This is a genomic window from Janthinobacterium sp. SUN206 (genome assembly GCF_030587305.1).
Lineage (GTDB): Bacteria > Pseudomonadota > Gammaproteobacteria > Burkholderiales > Burkholderiaceae_D > Janthinobacterium > Janthinobacterium kumbetense.
In genome coordinates this window covers 219,010-241,191 of record NZ_JAPWIB010000001.1, presented here as the reverse complement: position 1 = coordinate 241,191, position 22,182 = coordinate 219,010, and the positions used below count along the sequence as shown (strand labels likewise).

Sequence of the window (22,182 nt, the reverse complement as noted above, 5' to 3'; positions counted from 1 at the left end):
AGATGCATGGCCTGGCCGCCAGCGTAGCATAGTCGCCGCTACTTTTCAGGCGCGGCGCCGCCCAGCAGGCGCACGGCCTCGGCCACGCTCAACTCACTGAGCAGCAGCGCCGGCCCCGCCTCGGCAGCCAGCATGTCGCGCAGCGCCAGTTGCAGCACGGCGCACGCCGGCTCCTTCAGCCGCGCCAGCGCCAGGGCCAGCCCCCGCTGGCGCGCAAACGCGGCAAAGTCGCGCAAGGCTTCGACGCTGCTGCCATCGAGGTCGGGCGACTCTTCCAGGCTGAGGATCACCTTGCGCAGCGGACCGGCCCGCTCCTCCAGCAGGGTGCGCGCCAGGTGCAGGCTGCGCTCGGCATTGACGAAGAACAAGGGTTCATCGAGGCGCAGGATCAACGTGTCGGGCTGCGCGCGGGCCGCTGGGTACAACGCCAGTTTCACGTAATCGTGGCTGTCGCCCAGCCGGCCCAGCACGGACAGGCCCGGCCGCGACAGGCGGCGCAGCATCAGTAGCAGGCTCATGGCGATGGCTGCCAGCAAGCCGTCGAGTACGCCGAACAGCAGCACGCCGGCAATGGCCGCCAGCACCAGCAGGCGGTCGCGGCGCCAGGTGAAATAAGGCCGCAAGGAAACAGGGTTCAGCGTATGACTGACGGCATGGATGACCACGGCGGCCAGCACGGGCACGGGGATCAGGGCCACCAGCGGCAGCAGGGTCAGCACGATGACGCCCACGACGGCGGCCGCCACCAGCCCCGCCAGGCGCGAGGTGGCGCCGGCCGCCTCGTTGGCGGAAGTGGCCGAATAGCCGGCGCCCACCGGCATGGCCTGGAACAGGCCCGCCACCACGTTCGCCGCGCCCAGCGCCAGCAAGTCGCGCTCGGGCGCCACGGCGTCGCCATGCTTCAAGGCAAAACTGCGGATGGCGCCATACGATTCCGCATACAGGATCAGCGCCAGCGCAAACGCCAGCTCGGCCAGGCGCGTCCATTCCTCCTGCGTCAGGCGCGGCAGGACAGGCATGGCCAGGCGCACATCGATGGCGCCCACCAGGGCCACGCCATGGCGCGGCAAGTCCAGCCATTGCCCGGCGGCGATGCCCAGCGCGATGACGATCAGGCCGGCAGGCCAGCGCTGCAGCCGCCGCAGCAGGAACAGCGACAGCAGCGCCGCCGCGCACAGGCCGGCGCCGCTCCCGTTCCACTGCCCTGCGCCTGCCAGCAGGCCCGCCAGCAGATGCGGCACGTCGCCGTGCGCCGGCTGCACGCCCAGCACGCCGGGCAACTGTTTCACGATGATCACGATGGCCAGGCCGAAGGAAAAGCCCCGCAGCACGGGCTTGGCGATGAATTCCGTGATGCTGCCCAGCCTGGCCAGCCAGGCCAGCAGGAAAAATGCCCCCGTCAATATCACCAGTCCCGCCATCAGCATCAGCCGGTGCCCCGCCGTGCCGCCCAGCATGGATGCCATGGCGGCGGCCAGCACGGCGGCCGAGGACGACGTGGCCGAGACGATGGCAAAGCGGCTCGTGCCCAGCACGCCGTAGCACAGCAAGCCCGCAAACAGGGCCAGGATGCCCGCTTGCGGCGCCAGGTTGCCGATGCTGGCATACGCCACCGCTTCCGGCAGCAGCAGGCCGGCGATCGACAGGCCAGCGCTGGCATCTTGCCAGCGGTTCATTTGCGTCGCAGCCGATGCGCTCATGGAAGCTCCTGGTGGGTGGCGCCGGTCCGCGCCATGATGCGGCAAAACGGCGGCATGCAGGCTTACGGCGCTGCGGCGCCGTCCACTTCCGACACTTTCCTGCCGGCGCGGAAGATGGAATAGATCACGGCACCGACGCGCTCATACGGCACGTCCGGCTGCGTGCGCAAGGCAACGCTGGCAATATGCTCCTCGGACAGGACGGCCAGCATCTCGTCCACCGTGTGGACGCGCCGGCCCGCCACGGTGATGTCTTCCTTGCCCAGCATGACCACGGGCGGCGGTGGCGGCACGCTGGCGCAAGCCGCCAGGCACAGCAGTAATGCCGCCGCGCTTCCCGCATGGACGAATCTGCACATGTTTTTCCCCTTTTCCTGCAGCTTACAGGCGCGAGACTGGCGCCGCAACAGGCGCCGACTACCGCCGGCACCCCGCGCCGTGCGAAAATGCCCGCCTTCGCCATTGCCGGATTCTACCCATGCCGCACGCTGCCCTCGCTACCCCTGCTACCCTTTCCGGGCGTGACGCGCGCCGCATCGCGCGCCATGCGCCGGCCGCCGACGCCGCCCGCTTCCTGCATCCGGCCCAGCAAGCCTTGCTGCACCGGCGCGGCTGGCTGACGATGCTGGCGCCGCGCGGCGCGGGCGGAGCCGAGCTGCCCTTGCCGCAAGTGGTGCGCCTGGAGGAAGCCGTGGCCGCCGTCGACGGCAGCATGGGCTGGGTGCTGACCCTGTGCGCGGGCGCGGGATGGTTTGCGGGCTTCCTGGCGCCCGACATGGCGCGGGCCGTCATCGGCACGCCCCGCGTCTGCCTGGGCGGCAGCGGCGCGGCCACCGGTGATGCGGAAGAGGAAGGCGACGGCTACCGCATCACGGGCAGCTGGGACTACGCCAGCGGCGCGCCGATGGCGACCCACTTCACGCTGAACGCCCGGCTGCGGCGCGATGGCCAGCCCCTGCTCGATGCAGATGGCAAGCCGCGCATCCGCGCCTTCCTCGTGCCCGCCGCCCTGGTGCAGCTGGTGCCCTCGTGGAACAGCATCGGCATGCGCGCCAGCGCCTCGCACAGCTACCGCATCGACGGTCAATGGGTTGCCAAGGAGCACGGTTTCACCATCGATCCTTCGGCCGCGACGGCCGGCGGCCCCCTGTACCGCTACCCGTTCTATTCGCTGGCCTACGTGACCCTGGCCGCCAACGTGGCCGGCATGGCCAGCCATTTCATGCAACTGGCCGAAGAAGGCATGCGCCACCGCCGCCATGCGCGCGCCGGCTTGCCGCTGCTGGACGTGCCGGAAGTGGCCGCCATGCTGCAAGCCAGGAAACAAGCGTTCACATCCGCCCGCACCCGCTTCTATGCCGTGCTGGACGACAGCTGGGCGCAGGTGGCGGGCGGCGCGGCGCTCGACGCGTCCGCCATGCAAACCGTGCAGGACCGTTCGCTGGACCTGGTCGCCGCATGCCGCGCGGCCGTCGGTGATGTGTATCCGTACTGCGGCCTGTACGCGGCCCGCGAAGACAGCACCATCAACCGCGTGTGGCGCGATTTCCACACGGCCAGCCAGCATGCGCTGCTGCTGCCGTAATCTGCCTGAACGCCCGGCGCGGCATCGTCATTGAGCGCCTTGGCGGGGATAGCTATCGTCCGCCACCTGTTCCAGCCAGCTGACGGCCGTGCCATCTTGCGCCTCGGCAATAGCGACGTGCTGCATGGCGGACGTGGCCGTCGCGCCATGCCAGTGCTTGACGCCGGGCGGTATCCACGCCACGTCGCCCACGGCCAGCGCCTGTAGCGGGCCCTGCCAGTGCTGCACCCAACCCTGGCCTTGCGTGACGATCAGGGTCTGGCCCAGCGGATGCGTATGCCACGCCGTGCGGGCGCCGGGCGCGAAGGTGACGATGGCGCCGCCCACGCGGGCCGGCGCCAGGCGCTGGAACCTGGCGTCGACTGCGACCTTGCCCGTGAAATAGGCGGCATCGCCCATGCTGCTGGGCATGGCGGCGGCGCGCGTGACGGTGACGGCCGCTGGCGCGGCAGCCGGCTCGGCGGACGCGGCCCCGGCGGGTAGGCAAAGCGGCAAGAGTGCCGCGGCGTATCGGTGCATGTAGATATCCTTTCTTGCCGCGCGGGGCGGCGGTCGTTATTTGCGGAAGACTTCTTTCGCCACGGCCAGCGCCGAGACGGCATTCGGCCAGCCCGCATAGAAGGCCAGGTGGGTGATCGCCTCGACCAGCTCGTCCTCCGTCAAGCCATTCTGGCGCGCCAGCAACAGGTGCGATTTCAGCTGCTCGGGACGGTGCATGGCCACCAGCGCGCTGACGGTCACCAGGCTGCGGTCGCGTTTGGACAGCTGGGGACGCTCCCAGATGTCGCCGTACAGCACCTTGTCCGTGAGGTCGGCCATCTTCGGCGCGAAGTCTCCCATCAATTGCTGCGCGCGCGAGGGCGGCTGGCTCTGCGCATCCAGCGTTTGCGCTGGCGCAAAGACGGGCAGCGCCAGGCAGGCCGCCAGGAAGCCCGCTTTCATGCTGTTCGAGAAAACGCCCATCACGCCCCCAGGTGCTGGCGAAAGAAGGCGTCCAGCCTGGCCAGCGACTGCGCGATGTAAGGCGGCCGGTCGTACAGGTCCACATGCGAGGCGCCGGGCACGACGAACAGTTCCTTCGGCTGCGCCGCCCTGGCGTACGCATCCTCGCTGAAATATGCCGAGACGGCGCGCTCGCCGACGATCATCAGCAACGGGCGCGGCGCGATCGCCTCGATCTGCGCGAACGGGAAGAAATTCATCATCGGCGCCAGGCTCGTCAAGGCGTACAAGCTGGTCGAGTGCGGGTGCTGGCCCCGGGGCGTGGCGTAATAGTCGAGGAATTCGCGCACGATTTCCGGCGCGTCCGGCCCGGCCGACTCGGGCAGCGCGCGGATGTCGCGCCGTGGCTCGCCGCGCGCCTCGCGCGTGCGCTGCTCGCCGACCTCGTCCAAGGTCTTCATGCGCTGCTCGTAGGTGAGCGTGTCGCCCAGCCCCTGGCGGCGCGCGCGGCCCATGTCGTACATGCTGACGGTGGCGATGGCCTGGATGCGGTGGTCGACCTGCGCCGCGCTGACGGCATAGCCACCGCCACCGCAAATGCCCAGCACGCCGATGCGCGCCGGGTCCACGGCCGGATGATTGCTGAAGAAATCCACGCAGGCGCTGTAATCGCCCACGCGCGTGCCCGGCACTTCCGTGTAGCGGGGCAAGCCGCTGCTGTCGCCGTAATGCGAAGCGTCGAACGCCAGGGTCACATAGCCCAGTTCCGCCAGTTTTTGCGCATGCAAGCCGGCCGTCTGTTCCTTCACGCCGCCGAACGGGTGGCCGATGACGATGGCGGGATATTTTTTGGCCGCATCGAAGCGGGCCGGCATGAACAGGTTCGCCGCGATGACCGTCTGCGCGCTGGTGTTGGGGAACGTGACGCGTTCGATAGCGACGCCGTTGCGCCGGGGATGGCCCACGACCATGGGCCGGGTGGGCGCGGACGCCGGCGCTTGCGCCTGGGCCGTGCCTGCCAGGGCCATGCCGGCGCCGCCGGCCACCATGGCCAGCGAGGTGTTCAGGAATGTGCGCCGCTGCGGCTGGGGAACTTCATCACGCATCTGTATTTTCCTTGTAAACATTGATATGGAACAAGCCGCGTACGAGGCACGCTTGTGGCAGATCAAGCGTACCCGCCCTCGCCCACCGTGAATAGACAGGCAAATCCACTAAAGTCTATAAGTACAGCTTATGAATGGCGCGACCGGCCAGCCGTGCCTGACAGGAAAGGCAGCCGGGCGCCATGCGGCCTGGATTGCCTGATAAGATGGGGACATTGCTACTTCCCGCTCCCCTATCCATGCACGTCAACACGCTCAGCAGCCTGGCGCAACTTTTGGCCAGCGCCGAAACGGAAACCCTGGCTTTTCCCACCAGCATCAATACGGCCCTGCTCCTGCAAAAGGAACTGGCCAATCCGGATTGCCACTCGGCCGACATCAGCCGCTTGCTGCTGTGCGAACCGACCTTGTCGGCGCGCGCCGTGGCGCTGGCCAATTCGGCCCTGTTCTCGCCCGGCCAGGCGCCCGCCATCACCAGCGTGCGCGCCGCCGTCGAGCGACTGGGCCACCGCAACCTGTATGCGCTGGCGACGGCGGCCGTCATCCGCCAGCTGAACGCAGGCATCCGCGACGAAGCCTTGCGCGCCCGCGCCACCCAGCTGTGGGCGCACACCGTGCACGTGGCGGCGCTGGCGCACGGGCTGGCCACCACCGTCACGCAGACGGACGCCGATACGGCGCTGTTCGCCGGCATCGTGCATGAAGTGGCCGGCTTTTATTTGCTGGCCCAGGCCGACAAGACTCCGGGCCTGTACGCCCAGCTGGAAACGCAGATGGCGTCCACGCTGGAAGTGATCGGCCGCGCGCTGATGCGCCAGCTGGGCGTGCCGCTGCCGGTAGCCGACGCCGTCAACGCCTTGCCCGGCTCCACCATCATGCTGCCGCCCGAGGGCTTGCGCGACACCCTGCTGCTGGCCAAGGCGCTCTCTCCCGTCCCTTCGCCGCTGCCGCAGGCCGGCGTCACCGTCAGCGAGGCGCTGCAAGCCTATCTGGAACACGATCCCGTGCTGCAGGCGCTGCGCACGCAGCCGTCGGCCGAAGCGAAGGGCCTGATCGAGGTACTGCTCAGCTGATGGCCGATCTGCTATGATGGCGCGAGCCGGGATGGACCCGGTCCGCTTTCATTGATGCTCACTGGAAAACTGCCTTGACTACCTCCTTACGCATGCTCGGCCTGGCCGCAGCTCTGACCATGGCGTGCAACGCCAACGCCGACAGCTTCGTTTCCTCGGCCTCCAGCGCCGGTTCCCAGTCGAGCGGCAGCATTTCCGATTCGCTCAACGGTTCGAGCAACAGCTCTTCGCGCGACAACAAGGTGGCCAATGGCCCCTACCGCATCATCGACGTGGCCGCCGTGCCGGGCCGCGCCGGCATGACGCGTTTGACCATGCAGGCCGACGCCACGGCAACGCCGCTGGTGCTGGACTTGCCGCAAGCGGCGCTCGACAAGCAGCAGTTGGCGCAGGGCGACGTGGTGCATGCGCAAAACCGCGCCTACGGCATCGAATTCTCGCGCAACGACACGCGCGCCGCCTTCTTCCTCGTGCTGGCCGACGACTGGTACGGCGAAATGGCCACGCGTCCCGTCAGCCTTTGATCTTGCGCAAACTGGCGCCGCTGCTGGCCGGCTGCGCCGCGCTCGTCCTGGCTGGCGCGGCCCAGGCGGGCACCTCCATGTCCTCCTCGCGCTTTTGCGACCGCGCCCAGGAACTCACGGCCACGGAACAGGACCGGCTCTTGCGCTTTGCCGCCGTCGTGCGCGAAGAACTGGCCGCCAGCGAAGGCAGCGTGGCCCTGATCAGCCGCTCCGGCCTGGACCTGGCCCGCTTCGGCATCCGCTATTCGCACGCCGCGCTGGCCTGGCGCCACGACAATGACAGCGGCTGGTCCGCGCGCCAGCTGTACTACGCCTGCGACGAAGGCCGCCCGCGTATCTTCGACCAGGGCACGGCCGGTTTCGCCATGGGCACGGAAAACCCGGCGCTGGGCTACATCTCGCTCGTGAAATTGCCGGCCGAAACCGTGCCGCCCCTGCGCCGCGCCCTGCTCGACCCCGTGCGCGTGCAGCAGTTGCTGGCGGGCCGCTACAGCGCCAACGCGTATGCTTTCAATTTGACATACCAGAATTGCAATCAGTGGGTGGTGGAAATGCTGGCCTCGGCCTGGGGCGAACTGGCGGCAGGCGGCGACTTGCGCGCCCGCGCCCAGGACTGGCTGCGCGCCGCCCAATATGCGCCCGCCCCCGTCGACGTGGGTGCGCGCTGGCTGATGCTCGGCTCCATCTTCGTGCCCCTCGTGCACATGGATGACCACCCGCCTGAGGCAATTCGCTCGATGCAGCTGGCGGTGAGCTTGCCGGCCAGCCTGGAAGCGTTCGCGCGCCAGCGCCTGCCCGCCAGCGAACGCGTGGAAATCTGCCACGACGGCAAGCAGGTGGTGGTGCACCGGGGCTGGGAACCGATCGCCGACGGCTGCGTGCCCGGCGCAAACGACCGGGTCATCGCCCTCGACGATACCTGGCGTCCCCAGGCAGACTAAGCGGCCAGGACCGCTTCGACGTGATCCAGCAGGCGCGCTGATTCGAGCCCCTGCCCCATCCGGCGGGCCACCTCGCCGCACGCCAGCTTGACTTCGGGCGCGTCCAGCAGGCGCGCCAGCTGCCGCTGCATGCGCCCGGCAGACAAGCGCTTGGCCAGCAAGACTTCCCCCACACCGAGCCGTTTGGCGCGCCAGCCATTGTCGAACTGGTCGTACGCGAACGGCACGATCAGTTGCGGGATGCCCGCGCGGAAAGCGTCCGCGCTGGTGCCGATGCCGCCGTGGTGCACCACGGCCGCCACGCGCGGCAACAGCGCCGCGAACGGCGCGTGCGCCTGCCACAGCACGCCAGCCGGCAAGTGCTGCGGCACTTGCGCCGCATGGGGCGTGAGGAACAGGCCGCGCCGCCCCAGCCGCCGCAAGACGTCCAGCGCGATGCTGAAATAGCGTTGCGCGTGCTGGTGGCCGGTACCGGGCGTAAACACGATGGGCGGCTCGCCCTCGCCCAGAAAACGTTCGAGTTCCGGCGGCAGCGCTGCGGCGCCAGGCATGGCGGCGGCGGTGAAATCGGCTTGCGCGAAGTGCGGCGGCCAATCCGCCTGCGGCGCGGCGAACCAGGCGGGAAACAGTCCCAGCGAGGCGTCCGGCGCGGCCAGCATGTGTCCAAAAAAATGCGCTTCCGGCGGCAAGCCGTGCTGCGCGCGCGCGCCGTTCAGTCCAGGCAGCAGCACCGGGTCGATCATGGCGCGGTGGATCATGCGCCACAGGGCCTGGCGCCAGGCCAGCGGCACCCACGCGGGAATGCGCAGCGAACCGGCCGTCAGGAAATCATGGCTGCTGCACAGGTTCGATGGCGCCAGATACGCCGCGACGATGCGCAAGTCCGGGCGCACGGAACGCGCCAGGGCCGCCATCGGCACGAGGATGGGATGGCACAGCACCACGCAAGCCTCATCGGCCGGCAAGCCTTGCACGATGTCGCGCACGGCGCCCAGGTGCGGCACGAGGCCGTTCCACACCACGCCCCAGCCCTTGCGTTCATCCCACAGGCCGGGGTTGCCCAGCATGGCCTGCCCCTCTTCCGCGCTGCCGAAGGTACGATACGGCAACTTTGACGCCTGCGCGGCCGCTTCCTGCCAGCCCGGCACCAGCAGCAGCACGCGCCGGCCCCGTTGCTGCAAGCCCTGCGCCAGCGCGATAAACGGCTGCATGTCGCCGCCGGTGCCGCTGCTGGCGATGATGACGAGCGGGGATGGATCAGCCATGCAGCCATCCGTGCCTGGCGGCAATTTTCAGCGGGAAATCAAGCAAGAACGAGGGGTGCATGGGCATCTTTCCTAGTTGAAACAACCAACGATAGTAAGCGATTAACGTTAGCATTTCAATCAATTATTGAGCGCGACACGGCGCCATGCCTGCCGCCGCTACACCGGCAGTTGCAGCACCATGTCCCATCGATCGATGCCCGGCCCGAAGCCGTCCTGCGTCACGTTGACCGTCACGAAACCGTAGCCCGCATAAAAGCCTTGCGTGTGCTGGCTGGTATTCATGCGCACGCTGGCGATGCCCGGCACGGCGCGGATGGCGTCCAGGCGCGCCTGCGTCAGCGCCCGGCCCAGTCCCTGGCCATGCGCATCCTGCGCCACCATGCCCCAGCACAGGCTGGCGACGCTGCCGCCCGCCTCGATGGCATGGCCGCCGCAGGCGACGATGCGGCCGTCGCGCAGAATGACCAGGTAGGGATGCGTCGAGGTATCGAGCCAGGCGGCAAAGTCCGCGCGCTCGGACGGGTCGAAAAAGCGCGGCGTATTGCCGTCGAACAGGGCCAGGCAGGCGTCGCGGTCGCCGGCCTGGTAAGGGCGTACAGTCTGCATTGCTATCCTTTTCAGAAACAGGAAGGGAGATTACACGGGCGCGCACTCACAGCAGCTGCTCCGACGTCACCGCATGCACGCCCGGCGCGGCGGCCAGCGCCGCTTCCAGCAAGGCGCTGGCGATGCGCGGCGCGGGATTGATGCGCCAGCGGCGCGGCAGCACGGGACCGAGCACGCGCAGGATGCGCAAGGCGGCGCCCTCGCCCGCCCGCGCCACGGCGCGCTCGCCGCCGATCAGGCCCGGCCGCACGTACGTGAGCGAACGAAAACCCAGCGCTTGCAGGTCGCGTTCCAGCTCGCCCTTGACGCGGTTATAGAAGATGCGCGAAGCGGCGTTGGCGCCGGCCGCGGAATTGAGCACATAGACTGGCGTGCCGCCCGCCAGCGCCAGCCGCGCCACGGCCAGCGGATAGTCGTGGTCCACGCGAGAGAATATTTGCCGGGTGCCGGCCACCTTCATCGTCGTGCCCAGGGTGCAGATGACGGCGTCCGCCTGCCACCACGATGCGTCAGGCGGCAATTGATCGAAATCAATGAGCGGCGCGGCCAGCTTGGGATGCGACGGCAAGGGCTTGCGCACGGGCGCCACGATGGCCGTGATCCGCGCATCCATCAGCGCCAGGCGCAGCACTTCGCTGCCGACGAGACCGGTAGCGCCTACGAGCAGTAATTTCATTGCATCCCAATATAAAGTTGCTCACAGCCACCACCATACACGGAACTCAGGACAGGCGCAGCGCCAGCGCGGCCAGGGTCACCAGCAGCACGGGCACGGTCAGCACGATGCCGACGCGGAAATAGTATCCCCAGGAAATGTGGATGTTCTTGCTATCGAGCACGTGCAGCCACAGCAAGGTGGCCAGGCTGCCGATCGGCGTGATCTTCGGCCCCAGGTCGCTGCCGATGACGTTCGCGTAAATCATCGCTTCGCGCACGGCCCCCTGCGCCGTCGTCGGGTCGATGGCCAGGGCGCCCACCAGCACCGTCGGCAAGTTGTTCATCACGGACGACAATAACGCCGTCAGCACGCCCGTGCCCATGGCCGCGCCCCACACGCCGTACTGCGCAAAGTGGTTCAGCATGCCCGTCAGGTAAGCCGTCAAGCCCGCATTGCGCAAGCCGTACACGACCAGGTACATGCCCAGCGAAAAGACAACGATGTGCCATGGCGCGTGGCGCAGCACGTAGCGCGTGGAAATCACGTGGCCCTTGCCGGCCACGCCCAGCAGCAGCGCGGCGCCCACGGCGGCGATCAGGCTGATGGGTACGCCCAGGGATTCCTGCGAGAAAAAGCCCACCAGCAGCAGCGCCAGCACCAGCCAGCCGGCGCGGAAGGTGGCCAGGTCGCGGATGGCGGCGTCCGGACGTTTCAGCTGCGCCACTGCATAATCACGGGGAATATCCTGGCGGAAAAAGAGCAGCAAGGCCGCCAGGGTGGCCAGCACGGCGACGACGTTGACGGGCACCATCACGGCCGCGTACTCGGCAAAGCCGATCTTGAAGAAATCGGCCGAGACGATATTCACCAGGTTCGACACCACCAGCGGCAGGCTGGCCGTGTCGGCGATGAAGCCGGCCGCCATCACGTAGGCCAGGGTGGCCTTGGCGGAAAACTTCAGCGCCCGCAGCATGGCGATGACGATGGGCGTGAGGATCAGCGCGGCGCCGTCGTTGGCGAACACGGCGGAAACCAGGGCGCCCAGCAAGACCAGCAGCACGAACAGTTTTCTGCCGCTGCCGCCGCCCCAGCGCGCCACGTGCAAGGCGGCCCATTCGAAGAAGCCGGCCGCGTCCAGCAGCAGGCTGATGATGATCACGGCGATGAACGTGCCGGTGGCGTTCCACACGATGTGCCAGACGACGGGGATGTCGCCCCAGTGGATGACGCCCGCCAGCAAGGCGACGCAGGCGCCGATGACGGCGCTCCAGCCGATGCCCAGGCCACGCGGCTGCCAGATGACGAGGATGAGGGTGGCGAGGAAGATCAGGAAAGCGGTCAGCATGCGGTAATGGTCCCGTGCAATGCGGCGTCGCGGGCACCATGCGCCGCAGCCTGTGAAATAAAACAATACTTCTATATTACTGGAATTATTGAATCAATGCAAAACCGCAGTGCTTGGGCCTCACTGTAGCGCCATGCCAGCCGGGAGGCCGGCGGCGCAAAAAAAAGTGGGCGCCACCATTTATGATTGTCTTTAAGCAATTTAATCGGTGTATAGTCGCAGCACCGTTGACACCAGGATCGAACAAGGAAGCATACATGGCGCGCATTTACCAGACCAACAATATGGGCGAAGCGGACGTGCGCGTGGCCATCGTGCAGCGCGGCAACGCCGACTTGCTGGTGCAACGGGTGAGCAGCTGGGGCCTGGCGCATGGCGACGCCCATTGGTTCCTCACCCGTGAGCGGCAGGACGCCTCGGCCAGCGTGTATTTCACTTCGCAAGGCTTCGCGCAACTGACCATCTGCTTTGTCGACCACCCGGGCGAGGCAGGCTGGGCCCGGCCACACCGATTTAAAGGTTGCCTGTCGCACGGCGGCACCTGACCATCAAGCGGAGGAATTCGTCATGGATTTGATCTTACTGGAACCCGGCGACGGGGAACTCGTGTTCGGCAAGGCGCAGGACGGTGAAAGCAAGAGCGGCGGTATCGACGCCATCTGGCGCGACGACGCCGCGCTGCGGGGCATGGGCCGGTGCATCGAGCTGGTGTCATTACATCAAGGCATGAAGCAGCAAATAACGACCGACGTCAGCAACTCTGCGCGCACGTCTGGCCGGCCCGTCATCACCGAATTTACCTGCGTCAAGTATGTCGATGCGAGCTCGGTCAAGCTGTACGATCTGTGCCTGCGGGCGAAGCCGCTGGGCAGCGGCCCGGACCAGCCGACCAGGCTGTACATCACCCGCCAGACGGGCGACAAGACGGCCAACATCATCACCATCGCCCTGCGCGACGCCCTGATCAGCGAAATCCAGCTGCAAACCCATCCCGACGACATGCCCACCGAGCAGTTCAAGCTGAATTTTACGGAAATCCTCTGGACGTACAGCGTGCAGCAGGCCGACGTCCAGCTCGGCGACCAGCAGACGACGGGCTGGAGCCTGGCGCGCAACCGCCCGATCGGGGCATTTACAGGATAAGCACATGAACGACGCTGTACACGCGACTGACATCGCCGACATCGGCAACGCCGGCCTGGCGCTGCTCCACCCGTTCCTGCCGACAATGTTCCAGCGGCTGGACTTGCTCGCCACTGGCGGCGATGGCAGGCCGCAGCTGCGCGGCGAACACGGCGCGCGCGCCGTTCACTTGCTGCAATACCTGGTCGATGGCAGGAGCGACGCACCGGAGCAGGAGCAGGAGCAGGCACTGTCGCTGAACAAGCTGCTGTGCGGCCTGGAACCGGACTTCCCTGCTCCCCCTGTCGACCTCGGCGAAGAAGAACGGGCCCTGTGCGAACAAGTGCTGGCCGCTGTGATGCGCCATTGGCCAGCGGTGGGACAAACCTCGCCCGAGGGATTGCGCCAGGTATTTCTGCAGCGCGAAGGCCGACTGCAAAAAGGCGACGGGAAATGCACGCTGGCTGTCGCGCGCAATCCCTTCGATGTACTGCTGAGCCGCTTGCCGTGGAATCTGGCTGCCATCCGGCACCCGTGGATGCCGCAACCGCTGTTGATCGACTGGCCCGGCGCGTAGCCTGGCAAGCCCACGCCCGGCTGGCCGCCCCCCCGCAAGGCGGGCTACTCTTCCAGCCCGCCCCCCAGCGCCTTGTACAGGGCCACGGCCGACTTGAACTGGTCGCGCCGCGCGTCGAGCAAGGCTTGCTGCGCCGCATACGACTGACGCTGCGCGTCGAGCAATTCCAGCCGGCTGTCCTGGCCCGCGTCGTAGCGCAGCTGCGACAGGCGCTGGCGCTGCTGCGCCGCCGTCACCACGCGTTCCTGCGCGGCGATCTGCTGCGCATACGTGGCGCTGCCCGCGAGGCCGTCGCGCACGTCGCGGAAGGCCGCCTGGATCGCTTGCTCGTATTGCAGCACGGCCACGTCCTTGCGCAGGCGCGACAGCTGCAGCTCCGCGCGCAGCTGGCCGCCCTGGAACAGCGGCTGCGTCACTTGCGGCGCGAACGACCAGCTGCGCGCGCCGCCGCGGAACAGGTCGCCCAGTTCCGGGCTGGCCAGGCCCAGCTGCGCCGTCAGCGACAGGCGCGGGAAGAAGGCGGCGCGCGCGGCGCCGATTTCCGCATTCGCCGCCACCAGCGCGTATTCCGCCTGCAGGATGTCGGGACGGCGCGCCAGCAAGTCCGACGGCAGGCCGGGCGGCAGCTGCGTCAGCACGGGCTGGCCATCGAGCGGCCGGCCCGCCGGCAAGTCGGCGGGCAACGGCGCGCCCAGCAGCAATTCCAGGTTGTTGCGCGCCAGGGCAGTCGCCCGCTCGCGGGCCTGCACGTCCGCTTCCGCCGTGGCCGCCTGCCCTTCGGCTTGCGCTACATCAAGACCGCTGCCCTGCTGCGCGCCGTGCAGGCGCTGCGTCAGGAGCAGCGCCTGGCGCCAATCGAGCAGGGTTTGCCGGGCCAGCGCCAGCTGTTCCTCGGCTAGGCGCTGTTCCAGGTAGGCGTCGGCCACGGCGCCGATCAGGGCCATGTGGGCGGCCCGCTGGCCCTGCTGCGTGGCCAGGTAGCGCGCAAAGGCGGCCTCCGACAGCGAGCGCAGGCGGCCGAACAGGTCGATTTCGAACGCGCTCATGGCGATGCCGGCCGTGAACTGGTTTTGCACCGTGGGATTTTGTCCCGTGGCATCGGCAGCGCGCTGGCGCGTGCCGCCGCCGTTGAGACCAATCGCCGGATAGTGGCCCGCATCCTGGATCTGGTACTGGGCCCGCACGGCTTCCACGTTGAGGGACGCCACGCGCAGGTCGCGGTTGTTTTCCAGCGCGATGTCGACCAGGCGCTGCAGGCGCGCGTCGAGCAGCATCTGGCGCCAGCCCAGGTTGGCCGCCGTGTCGGCCGTGCCTGGCGCGGCGGCCTCGGCATATGCGGCGGGAATCGGCGGCGCCGGCTTGACCAGCGGCGGCGTCAATGAACAGGCCGACAAGGCCAGCGCGGCCAGCGGCGTGATAAAAATCAAACGCATTACAACTCTCCTTCCACCGCCTTGACGGCGATGCGATTACTGCGTTTGTTGAAATAACGGTCCATCTTGTCGACGGCGCCCAGCACCACGACAAAGAACACGGGCACGAAAAACACGGCAAGCACGGTGGCGGTGATCATGCCGCCGAACACGCCCGTGCCGATCGCATGCTGCGTCTCGGCGCTGGCGCCCGTGGCCAGCATCAGCGGCACCACGCCCAGCGCGAACGCCAGCGACGTCATCAGGATCGGGCGCAAGCGCAATCTGGCCGCTTCCACCGTCGCCTCGACCAATCCCTTGCCCTGCGCCTGCAACTGGCGCGCATACTCGACGATCAGGATGGCGTTCTTCGCGGACAGGCCGATGATGGTGATCATGCCCACCTTGAAGAACACATCGTTCGGCATGCCGCGCAACATCACGGCCAGCACGGCGCCCAGCAAGCCCAGCGGCACGACCAGCATGACGGAGACGGGAATCGACCAGCTTTCATACAGGGCCGCCAGCACGAGGAAGACCACCAGCATCGACAGCGCCATCAGCATGGGCGCTTGCGAGGCCGATTCCTTCTCTTGCAGCGATTGCCCCGTCCACGCCAGCGCGAAGCCGGGCGGCAATTGCTTCACGAGCCGCTCCATTTCCAGCATGGCGTCGCCGCTGGACACGCCGGGCGCCGCGCTGCCCGAAATGCGCGCGGCAGGATAACCCTGGTAGCGCACTAGCTGCAGCGGCGATTCGCTCCACACGGGGCGCACCAGTTCGCCCAGGGCCACCATGCCGCCCGCGTTATTGCGAATGCGCAAGGCCAGCACGTCGTTCAGCTGCATGCGCGACGGCGCATCGGCCTGGATGATCACTTGCTGCATGCGGCCCGCATTCGGGAAATCGTTGACGTAGGTCGACCCCATGGCCGCCGTCAGCATGTCGGCGATGGCCGTAAACGACACGCCCAGCGCTTCCGCCTTGGTGCGGTCGATATCGAGGCGCACGCTGGCGCCGGGCGGCAAGCCGTCCGGATACACGCCCGCCACCTTGGCGCTTTGCGCCGCCAGGCCCAGCAGCTGGTTTTGCGCCGCCTGCAGGGCAGCAATGCCCTGGTTGGCGCGGTCTTGCAGGCGCAGGGAAAAGCCGGACGAGTTGCCCAGTTCATCGATGGCGGGCGGCATCAGGCTCATGATCACGCCCTCCTTCGCCTGCGACATGGCGGCCTGCGCCAGCGCCACTTCTTCCTGCGCCGTGGCGCCGTTGCGCTGTTTCCAGTCCTTCAGCATGGTGAACGCCAGGCCCGCATTCGGCCCCGCGCCGGAAAAGCTGAAGCCAAGGATCGATTGATTTACCTCAATGCCGGGCCGTGTGGCCACGTGCTGTTCGTACAACTTGACGACATCGAGCGTGCGCTCCATGGTGGCGTCGGACGGCAGCTGGATCGAAGTAATGAAATAGCCCTGGTCTTCTTCCGGCAGGAAGGCCGACGGCAGCTGCATGAAGGCCACGCCCAGCGCCGCGACGATGGCGCCGTACAGCACCATCGAGCGCCCAGCGCGTTTCAGCATCGCCACCACGCCCTTTTCATAGCGGGCCGTCATGCGCTCAAACTGGCGGTCGAACCACAGGAAGAATCCCTTCTTGTCATGGTCGTGCGGACCGATGGGTTTCAACATCGTGGCGCACAGGGCCGGCGTCAGGGTCAGCGCCAAAAACGCCGAAAACAGGATCGACACGGCCATGGCCAGGGTGAACTGGCGGTAGATGGCGCCCACGGAACCGCTGGCCAGCGCCATCGGGATGAACACGGCCGTCAGCACCAGGGTAATGCCCACCACAGCGCCCGTGATTTCGCGCATGGCCTTGGAAGTCGCTTCCTTCGGCGACAAGCCTTCGGTCGCCATCAGGCGCTCGACGGCTTCCACCACGACGATGGCGTCATCAACGATGATGCCGATGGCCAGCACCATGCCGAACATGGTCAGCACGTTGACGGAATAGCCGGCCAGCAACATCACCGTAAACGTCCCCATCAGGGCGATCGGCGCGACGATGGCGGGAATCAGCGTGTAGCGTATCTTTTGCAGGAACAGGTACATGACGAGGAACACCAGCACCATCGCTTCCAGCAGGGTGACGATGACCTTTTCGATCGAGATCTTCACGAACGGCGCCGTATCGAAGGGCACCGAATACTTGATCCCGGCCGGCATGGTGTGCGCCAGTTCGGCCATGCGCGCACGCACGGCAGCCGCCGTCTGCACGGCGTTGGCGCCCGGCGACAGCATGATGGCGGCGCCCGACGCGGCCTGGCCGTTTTCGCGGATGCTGAAATTGAAGCTTTGCGCGCCCAGCGACACTTTCGCCACGTCGCCGATGGTCACTTTCGAGCCGTCGGGATTCGCGCGCAGGACGATGGCGGCAAATTCGGCCGGCGTTTGCAGCTGGCCCTGCACCGTCAGCGGGATGGTCACGCGCTGGCCGTGCACGGCGGGCGAGTCGCCCAGGCGGCCCGGGGCGATCTGCGCATTTTGCTGCGCGATGGCGGCCGTCAGCTCGCCCATGGCGATGTTGTACGACACCAGCTTGGCCGGATCGACCCATATGCGCATGGCGCGCTCGGAACCGAACAGCTGCACCTTGCCCACGCCGGGAATGCGGCGCAGTTCTTCCGTCACGTTGCGCGCCAGGTAGTCGCCCAGCGCCACTTCGTCGTGCTGGCCATTGTCCGAGATCAAACTGACGATCATCAAAAAGCCGGACGACGCCGATTCCACCGTCAAGCCGTTTTGCCGCACGGCTTGCGGCAGGCGCGGCTCGATGGCTTTCAGGCGGTTTTGCACGTCCACCTGCGCCATTTCCGGATTCGTGCCCGGCTGGAAGGTGACGGTGATCGAGGCCGAGCCCGACGTATCGGTGGACGACTCGAAATACAGCAGGTGCTTGACGCCCGACAGTTCGCGTTCGATCAGGCCCACCACGGAATCGTTCATGGTTTGCGGCGTGGCGCCGGGATAATTGGCGCTGATGCTGACGCTGGGCGGCGCCACCGAGGGGAAGCGCGCAATCGGCAATTGCGGTATGGCGATCAGTCCGAACAGGACGATGAAGACCGCCACCACCCACGCGAAGACGGGGCGGTTGATGAAAAATTGAGGCATGTCATTAGGCTTTCATTGTATTCATATGGTGCATCAACGCGCCTTGGCGGCAGCCGCCGTTGCCACGACGGCTGGCTTCCACGGTTGCGGCGCCGCCGTGGCGCCCGGCTGCAGGCGCTCCTGGCCTTCGATGACGACGGTTTCGCCAGCTTTCAAGCCGCCGTTGACGACGTACTGGTGCTCGATCACGTCGCCCACGCTGATGGGTTTAAGACTTGCTTTGTTCGTGCCATCGAGCACCCAGGCCTGCGCCTGGCCGCCGCTGCTGTGCAGGACGGCTTGCTGCGGCAACAGCACGCCATTCGCCTGCACGGCGCGGGCGATGCGGGCCCGCACGAACATGCCCGGCAGCAACTGGCGCTGCGGATTGTCGACCAGCACGCGGATGACGGCGTCGCCCGTGCCCGCATCGACGCTGATGCCGGAGAACAGGATGCGGCCCGTGACGGGATGCGGCTGGCCATCGGCGCCTAAAATGGTCACGGGCAGCTTGTCCGCGCCGCCCGTGCCCGACGCTTGCAATGCCGCCAGCGCGGCGGCCGGCTGGCGCACGTCCACATACACCTTGTCGATCTGCTGGATGCGCGCCATCGGCGTGGCATCGGCCAGGCCCACCAGCGCGCCTTCCGTCACCAGTTCCGAGCCGATGCGCCCGGCAATGGGCGCCTCGATGCTGGCGAAGGCCAGGTCCAGGCGGCGGCGCGCCAGGCTGGCCCGCGCCTGGGCCACGGTGGCCACGGCTTGCTCGCGCTGGGCCACGGCGTCGTCATACGCCTGGCGGCTGATGGCGTCCGCTTCCACCAGCGGCTTCAACCTGTCGGCCTGGCTGCTGGCGCGGTTGGCCGTGGCCACCGCATGCTGCAGGGCGGCGGCGGCCGAATCGACGTCCGCCTGGAACGGCGCCGGGTTGAGCTGGAACAATTTCTGTCCCGCCTTCACTTCGGCGCCCTGCTCGAACTGGCGGCGCAGCACGATGCCGCCCACTTGCGGACGGATGTCGGCCGTGCGGAAGGCGGCCACCCTGCCCGGCAATTCATCGCTGAGGACGACGGGCGCCGCTTGCAGCTTGAGTACCGTCACGGCAGCGGGCGGCGCCGCGCCTTCTTCCGGCGCGGGTTTGGAACAGGCGGCAAGGCTGAGCAGTGCCGCGGCGATCAACATGTTTTTCCTGGTGAGGTACTTTACTGGCATGACTTTTCTCTATGACTGATCCCAACCGGCGGTCCGGTCGACAGATAACAAGAGCATAGAAGGCCAACATGGATGTTCCGTCAAAGAAATGTGGAGATTCGATGGAGAGCGCGAAGAATGCTAGACTATTTGCATGAACTATCATCACAGCGCCAGTCAGCCCTCGTTTCTTGCCACCACGCCCCCTTCCGCCCTCGTCCTGATCGCCGAAGATGAACCGCAAATCGCCCGCATCCTCGCCGGTTACCTGGAGCGCGACGGCTATCGCACGGCCTTCGCGCACGACGGCCAGGAAGCGCTGCAGCAGCACCTGGCGCTGGCGCCGGACCTGCTGCTGCTCGACGTGCAAATGCCCAGGGTCGATGGCTGGGGCGTGCTGGCGGAAGTGCGGCGGCGCGGCGAAACGCCCGTCATCATGCTGACGGCGCGCGACCAGGATGCCGATAAACTGGCCGCCCTGCGCGTGGGCGCCGACGACTACATCATCAAGCCCTTCAATCCGGCCGAGGTGGTGGCGCGCGTGGCGGCCGTGCTGCGCCGCTCGCGCGTGCGCCACCACCCAGTGGGCGGCCAGCGCCTGCGCTGCGGTCCCATCGACATCGACCAGGAAACGTACGTGGCCAGCGTGCTGCGCGACGGCGCGCCCGTGCCCTTGAGCCTGACCCTGACGGAGTTCCGCCTGCTGGCCCACCTGGCGCGCACGCCGCGCCGCGTCTGCAGCCGCCTGGAATTGCTGGAGTCATGCATGCCCGAGAGCAATTCCATGGAACGCACGGTGGACAGCCACGTCAGCAAGCTGCGCAAGAAACTGGAAGAAGCTGGGGTGATGAACATGCCGGCCAGCCTGCGCGGCGTGGGCTACCGCCTGGAAAGCGACCTCTGATGCGCTTCACGGGCCTGAACCGGCAGATCGTGCTGTCGATGTCCGTGCTGATGGTCAGCGGCATCCTGATCATCTGGATCGGTTCCTGGACCTTCTTCGCCATCGCCTTCAAGATCGATCCCGGCATGCTGTCCGAGCCGGACGACTGGTCGCCGACGACGGCCGAATGGCTGTGGATCTTCGCCATCACCATCTTCGGCCTGGGCCTGGCCGCGTTTTTCGCCATCAAGCTCGCTTCGCGCATTCTCAAGCCGATCAATTCCGTGATGGACAGCGTGCGCCGCGTGGCGCATGGCGACCTGTCCGCGCGCGCCTTCGCGGGCGACCGCAGCCTGGGCGAGACGGCCATGCTGGTCGACGATTTCAACAGCATGGCCGAGCGCCTGCAGCGGGCGGCCAAGGAAAGCGAGACGTGGAATGCGGCCATCGCGCACGAATTGCGCACGCCCGTGACGATACTGCGCGGCACCTTGCAAGGCGTCGTCGACGGCGTCTTCAAGCCCGAGGAAGTGCCGTTTTCCAGCCTGCTGGCGCAAGTCGAGGACCTGGGCCGCCTGATCGAAGACTTGCGCACCCTGAGCCTGGCCGACAGCGGCCACATGCAGCTGCGCATGGCGTGGACGGACCTGACCCTGGAAATCGGGGAAGTGCGCCGCCTGCTGGCGCAGGAGATGGAAGCGGCCGGCTTTACGCTGCAACTGCACCTGTCCGACCATCCCGTCTGCTGCGACGCGGCGCGCATCCGGCAAATCGTGCTGGCCCTGCTCGACAACGCGCGCCGCTACGCGCATCCGGGCTTGCTGCGCGTGCGCACCCGCGTGCAGGCCGGCCAGTACTACCTGAGCGTCGAAGATGCGGGTCCCGGCATTGCCGACGACCTGGCGCCGCACGTGTTCGAAGCGTTCCGCCGCGGCGACAGCGCCAGGGTCGACCTGAACGCGGGCAGCGGCCTGGGCCTGGCCGTGGTGGAAGCCATCGCGCGCGCCCACGGCGGCAGCGCCGTCTGCACGCGTGGCAAGGCGGGCGGCAGCCTGTTTACCATCAAGTGGCCGGTCGAGCATGGCGCCCCGCCGCCCGCCGGCTGACTACACGGGCGGGGCGCGCAGCATGTCGACGAAGGCGCGCAGCACGGGCGGCATCTGGCGCCGGCCCGGGTAGTACAGGTAGTAACGGGGCGGCGGCGGCAGGCAGCGCTCCAGCACGCACGCCAGGCGCCCCGCCGCGAGATCGGCGCGCGCATCGGCCTCGTACACATACGCCAGTCCCGCGCCATCGCGGGCCGCGCGCAGCATCAATTCATCGTCGTCGAACACCAGCGGGCCGCCAACGGCGATGCTGAAGCCTTCGCCTGCCTGCGCGAACTCCCACGCATACTGGCGCCCGCTGGGAAAACGCCGTCCGATGCAGGCATGGTCCAGCAAGTCGCGCGGCGTGCTTGGCGCCCCATGCGCCGCCAGGTAGGCGGGCGACGCCACCACGACGAACGGTTGCGGCGCGCCCACGGGCACGGCGATCATGTCGGCCGCCACCTGCTCGCCAAAGCGGATGCCCGCATCAAAACCGTCGCGCACGATATCGATCATGCCGTCATCCGTCACCACGTCCACCTGCACGCGCGGATAGCGGGCGACGAAGCTGGCCAGCATGGGCGCCAGCAGCAGCCGCGCGGCCGGACGGGGCACGTTCAGGCGCAGCTTGCCTGCGGGCACATCCTGCAAGGCGCTCAGATCCAGCAAGGCATCGTCGATTTCCCGCATGGCCGGCGCCAGCCGCGCCAATAGCTGCTGCCCCGCCTCGGTCGGCGTGACGCTGCGCGTGGTGCGGTTCAGCAGGCGCACGCCCAGGCGCTCTTCCAGCGTCCGCAGCGCATGGCTGAGGGCGGACGCGGAGACGTCCCGTTCGAGGGCCGCCTTGCGAAAGCTGCGCAGGCGGGCGACGGCGGCAAAGGCCGTCAATTCATTCAGGTCAGCCATTATTCGGGAAGCAATTCATGAGCAATATTCAGTAATGCATGCAGGATTAGGCATCTTATCGCATGCTGTTGCTTCATCCATACTCCTCGCATCTTTTTTTTGAAGAGGA

The 22,182-nt window shown here is 67.4% G+C and carries 22 protein-coding genes; 9 read left to right on the top strand and 13 right to left on the bottom strand.

Annotated features, from left to right (window positions below; all coding sequences use genetic code 11):
* Positions 1–38: 38 nt before the first annotated feature.
* Both O3300_RS01030 and O3300_RS01025 read right to left on the bottom strand, forming a co-directional pair.
* A complete protein-coding gene (locus O3300_RS01030) occupies positions 39–1,700 on the bottom strand; it encodes a SulP family inorganic anion transporter (RefSeq protein ID WP_305051694.1) in 1,662 nt (553 codons plus the stop codon).
* Between the two features lie 62 nt (positions 1,701–1,762).
* Entirely contained in the window at positions 1,763–2,059 is a 297-nt protein-coding gene (locus O3300_RS01025; RefSeq protein WP_305051693.1) for a hypothetical protein, read from the bottom strand.
* Between the two features lie 119 nt (positions 2,060–2,178).
* Here O3300_RS01025 and O3300_RS01020 point away from each other — a divergent pair, with 119 nt between their 5' ends.
* The gene (locus O3300_RS01020; protein WP_305051692.1) at positions 2,179–3,285 is read left to right on the top strand and encodes an acyl-CoA dehydrogenase; all 1,107 of its coding nucleotides are present in this window, start codon (positions 2,179–2,181) and stop codon (positions 3,283–3,285) included.
* 27 nt (positions 3,286–3,312) lie between these two features.
* Here O3300_RS01020 and O3300_RS01015 read toward each other — a convergent pair whose 3' ends face one another.
* The 3 genes from O3300_RS01015 to O3300_RS01005 are packed head-to-tail and all read right to left on the bottom strand — an operon-like array spanning position 3,313 to position 5,333.
* A complete protein-coding gene (locus O3300_RS01015; protein WP_305051691.1) occupies positions 3,313–3,804 on the bottom strand; it encodes a cupin domain-containing protein in 492 nt (163 codons plus the stop codon).
* A 36-nt stretch (positions 3,805–3,840) separates the two neighbouring features.
* Positions 3,841–4,227, bottom strand: coding sequence for a carboxymuconolactone decarboxylase family protein (locus O3300_RS01010; RefSeq protein WP_305051690.1), 387 nt, complete (start codon positions 4,225–4,227; stop codon positions 3,841–3,843).
* Between the two features lie 20 nt (positions 4,228–4,247).
* The gene (locus O3300_RS01005) at positions 4,248–5,333 is read right to left on the bottom strand and encodes an alpha/beta hydrolase (RefSeq protein ID WP_305051689.1); all 1,086 of its coding nucleotides are present in this window, start codon (positions 5,331–5,333) and stop codon (positions 4,248–4,250) included.
* Between the two features lie 239 nt (positions 5,334–5,572).
* Between O3300_RS01005 and O3300_RS01000 the strand changes: the two genes are divergently transcribed.
* The 3 genes from O3300_RS01000 to O3300_RS00990 all read left to right on the top strand — a co-directional run bounded on the left by O3300_RS01000 (position 5,573) and on the right by O3300_RS00990 (position 7,871).
* The gene (locus O3300_RS01000) at positions 5,573–6,406 is read left to right on the top strand and encodes an HDOD domain-containing protein (protein ID WP_305051688.1); all 834 of its coding nucleotides are present in this window, start codon (positions 5,573–5,575) and stop codon (positions 6,404–6,406) included.
* Positions 6,407–6,498: 92 nt separating this feature from the next.
* Entirely contained in the window at positions 6,499–6,930 is a 432-nt protein-coding gene (locus O3300_RS00995; protein WP_099664287.1) for a hypothetical protein, read from the top strand.
* On the top strand, positions 6,927–7,871 hold the full coding sequence (locus O3300_RS00990; RefSeq protein WP_305051687.1) for a DUF2145 domain-containing protein: 945 nt from the start codon (positions 6,927–6,929) through the stop codon (positions 7,869–7,871). The genes O3300_RS00995 and O3300_RS00990 overlap by 4 nt, the downstream gene beginning before the upstream one ends.
* Here O3300_RS00990 and O3300_RS00985 read toward each other — a convergent pair.
* The 4 genes from O3300_RS00985 to O3300_RS00970 form a co-directional block, all read right to left on the bottom strand.
* Positions 7,868–9,136 (bottom strand): nucleotide disphospho-sugar-binding domain-containing protein, encoded by a 1,269-nt coding sequence (locus tag O3300_RS00985; RefSeq protein WP_305051686.1) that lies wholly within the window; start codon positions 9,134–9,136, stop codon positions 7,868–7,870. The two genes, O3300_RS00990 and O3300_RS00985, sit on opposite strands and share 4 nt — an antisense overlap.
* Before the next feature lie 159 nt (positions 9,137–9,295).
* Entirely contained in the window at positions 9,296–9,745 is a 450-nt protein-coding gene (locus O3300_RS00980; RefSeq protein ID WP_305051685.1) for a GNAT family N-acetyltransferase, read from the bottom strand.
* Positions 9,746–9,791: 46 nt separating this feature from the next.
* Positions 9,792–10,421, bottom strand: a complete 630-nt coding sequence (locus tag O3300_RS00975; protein WP_305051684.1) for an NAD-dependent dehydratase — start codon at positions 10,419–10,421, stop codon at positions 9,792–9,794.
* Positions 10,422–10,467: 46 nt separating this feature from the next.
* Positions 10,468–11,748, bottom strand: coding sequence for an arsenic transporter (locus O3300_RS00970; RefSeq protein ID WP_251349086.1), 1,281 nt, complete (start codon positions 11,746–11,748; stop codon positions 10,468–10,470).
* 257 nt (positions 11,749–12,005) lie between these two features.
* Here O3300_RS00970 and O3300_RS00965 point away from each other — a divergent pair, with 257 nt between their 5' ends.
* From O3300_RS00965 to O3300_RS00955, 3 genes are read left to right on the top strand one after another with little or no spacing between them, the layout of a single operon-like run.
* Positions 12,006–12,293 carry a DUF6150 family protein gene (locus O3300_RS00965; RefSeq protein ID WP_251349087.1) on the top strand — a complete coding sequence of 96 codons (288 nt, stop codon included), beginning with the start codon at positions 12,006–12,008 and terminating at the stop codon, positions 12,291–12,293.
* 22 nt (positions 12,294–12,315) lie between these two features.
* Positions 12,316–12,891, top strand: coding sequence for a type VI secretion system tube protein Hcp (locus O3300_RS00960; protein ID WP_305051683.1), 576 nt, complete (start codon positions 12,316–12,318; stop codon positions 12,889–12,891).
* A 4-nt stretch (positions 12,892–12,895) separates the two neighbouring features.
* Complete coding sequence (locus O3300_RS00955) at positions 12,896–13,447, top strand: contractile injection system tape measure protein (RefSeq protein ID WP_305051682.1); 552 nt, start codon at positions 12,896–12,898, stop codon at positions 13,445–13,447.
* A 44-nt stretch (positions 13,448–13,491) separates the two neighbouring features.
* On the opposite strand, the gene O3300_RS00950 is transcribed toward O3300_RS00955, so the two are convergent.
* From O3300_RS00950 to O3300_RS00940, 3 genes are read right to left on the bottom strand one after another with little or no spacing between them, the layout of a single operon-like run.
* Positions 13,492–14,880 carry an efflux transporter outer membrane subunit gene (locus O3300_RS00950; protein ID WP_305051681.1) on the bottom strand — a complete coding sequence of 463 codons (1,389 nt, stop codon included), beginning with the start codon at positions 14,878–14,880 and terminating at the stop codon, positions 13,492–13,494.
* Positions 14,880–18,026, bottom strand: coding sequence for an efflux RND transporter permease subunit (locus tag O3300_RS00945; protein WP_305051680.1), 3,147 nt, complete (start codon positions 18,024–18,026; stop codon positions 14,880–14,882). The genes O3300_RS00950 and O3300_RS00945 overlap by 1 nt, the downstream gene beginning before the upstream one ends.
* A 33-nt stretch (positions 18,027–18,059) precedes the next feature.
* The gene (locus O3300_RS00940) at positions 18,060–19,187 is read right to left on the bottom strand and encodes an efflux RND transporter periplasmic adaptor subunit (RefSeq protein ID WP_305051679.1); all 1,128 of its coding nucleotides are present in this window, start codon (positions 19,185–19,187) and stop codon (positions 18,060–18,062) included.
* A gap of 163 nt (positions 19,188–19,350) precedes the next feature.
* On the opposite strand from O3300_RS00940, the gene O3300_RS00935 reads away from it, so the two are divergent.
* Both O3300_RS00935 and O3300_RS00930 read left to right on the top strand, forming a co-directional pair.
* The gene (locus O3300_RS00935; RefSeq protein ID WP_099664299.1) at positions 19,351–20,100 is read left to right on the top strand and encodes a response regulator; all 750 of its coding nucleotides are present in this window, start codon (positions 19,351–19,353) and stop codon (positions 20,098–20,100) included.
* Positions 20,100–21,185 carry an ATP-binding protein gene (locus O3300_RS00930; RefSeq protein ID WP_099664300.1) on the top strand — a complete coding sequence of 362 codons (1,086 nt, stop codon included), beginning with the start codon at positions 20,100–20,102 and terminating at the stop codon, positions 21,183–21,185. Before O3300_RS00935 ends, O3300_RS00930 begins: the two co-directional genes overlap by 1 nt.
* On the opposite strand, the gene O3300_RS00925 is transcribed toward O3300_RS00930, so the two are convergent.
* Complete coding sequence (locus O3300_RS00925; protein ID WP_305051678.1) at positions 21,186–22,073, bottom strand: LysR family transcriptional regulator; 888 nt, start codon at positions 22,071–22,073, stop codon at positions 21,186–21,188.
* Between the last annotated feature and the right edge of the window lie 109 nt (positions 22,074–22,182).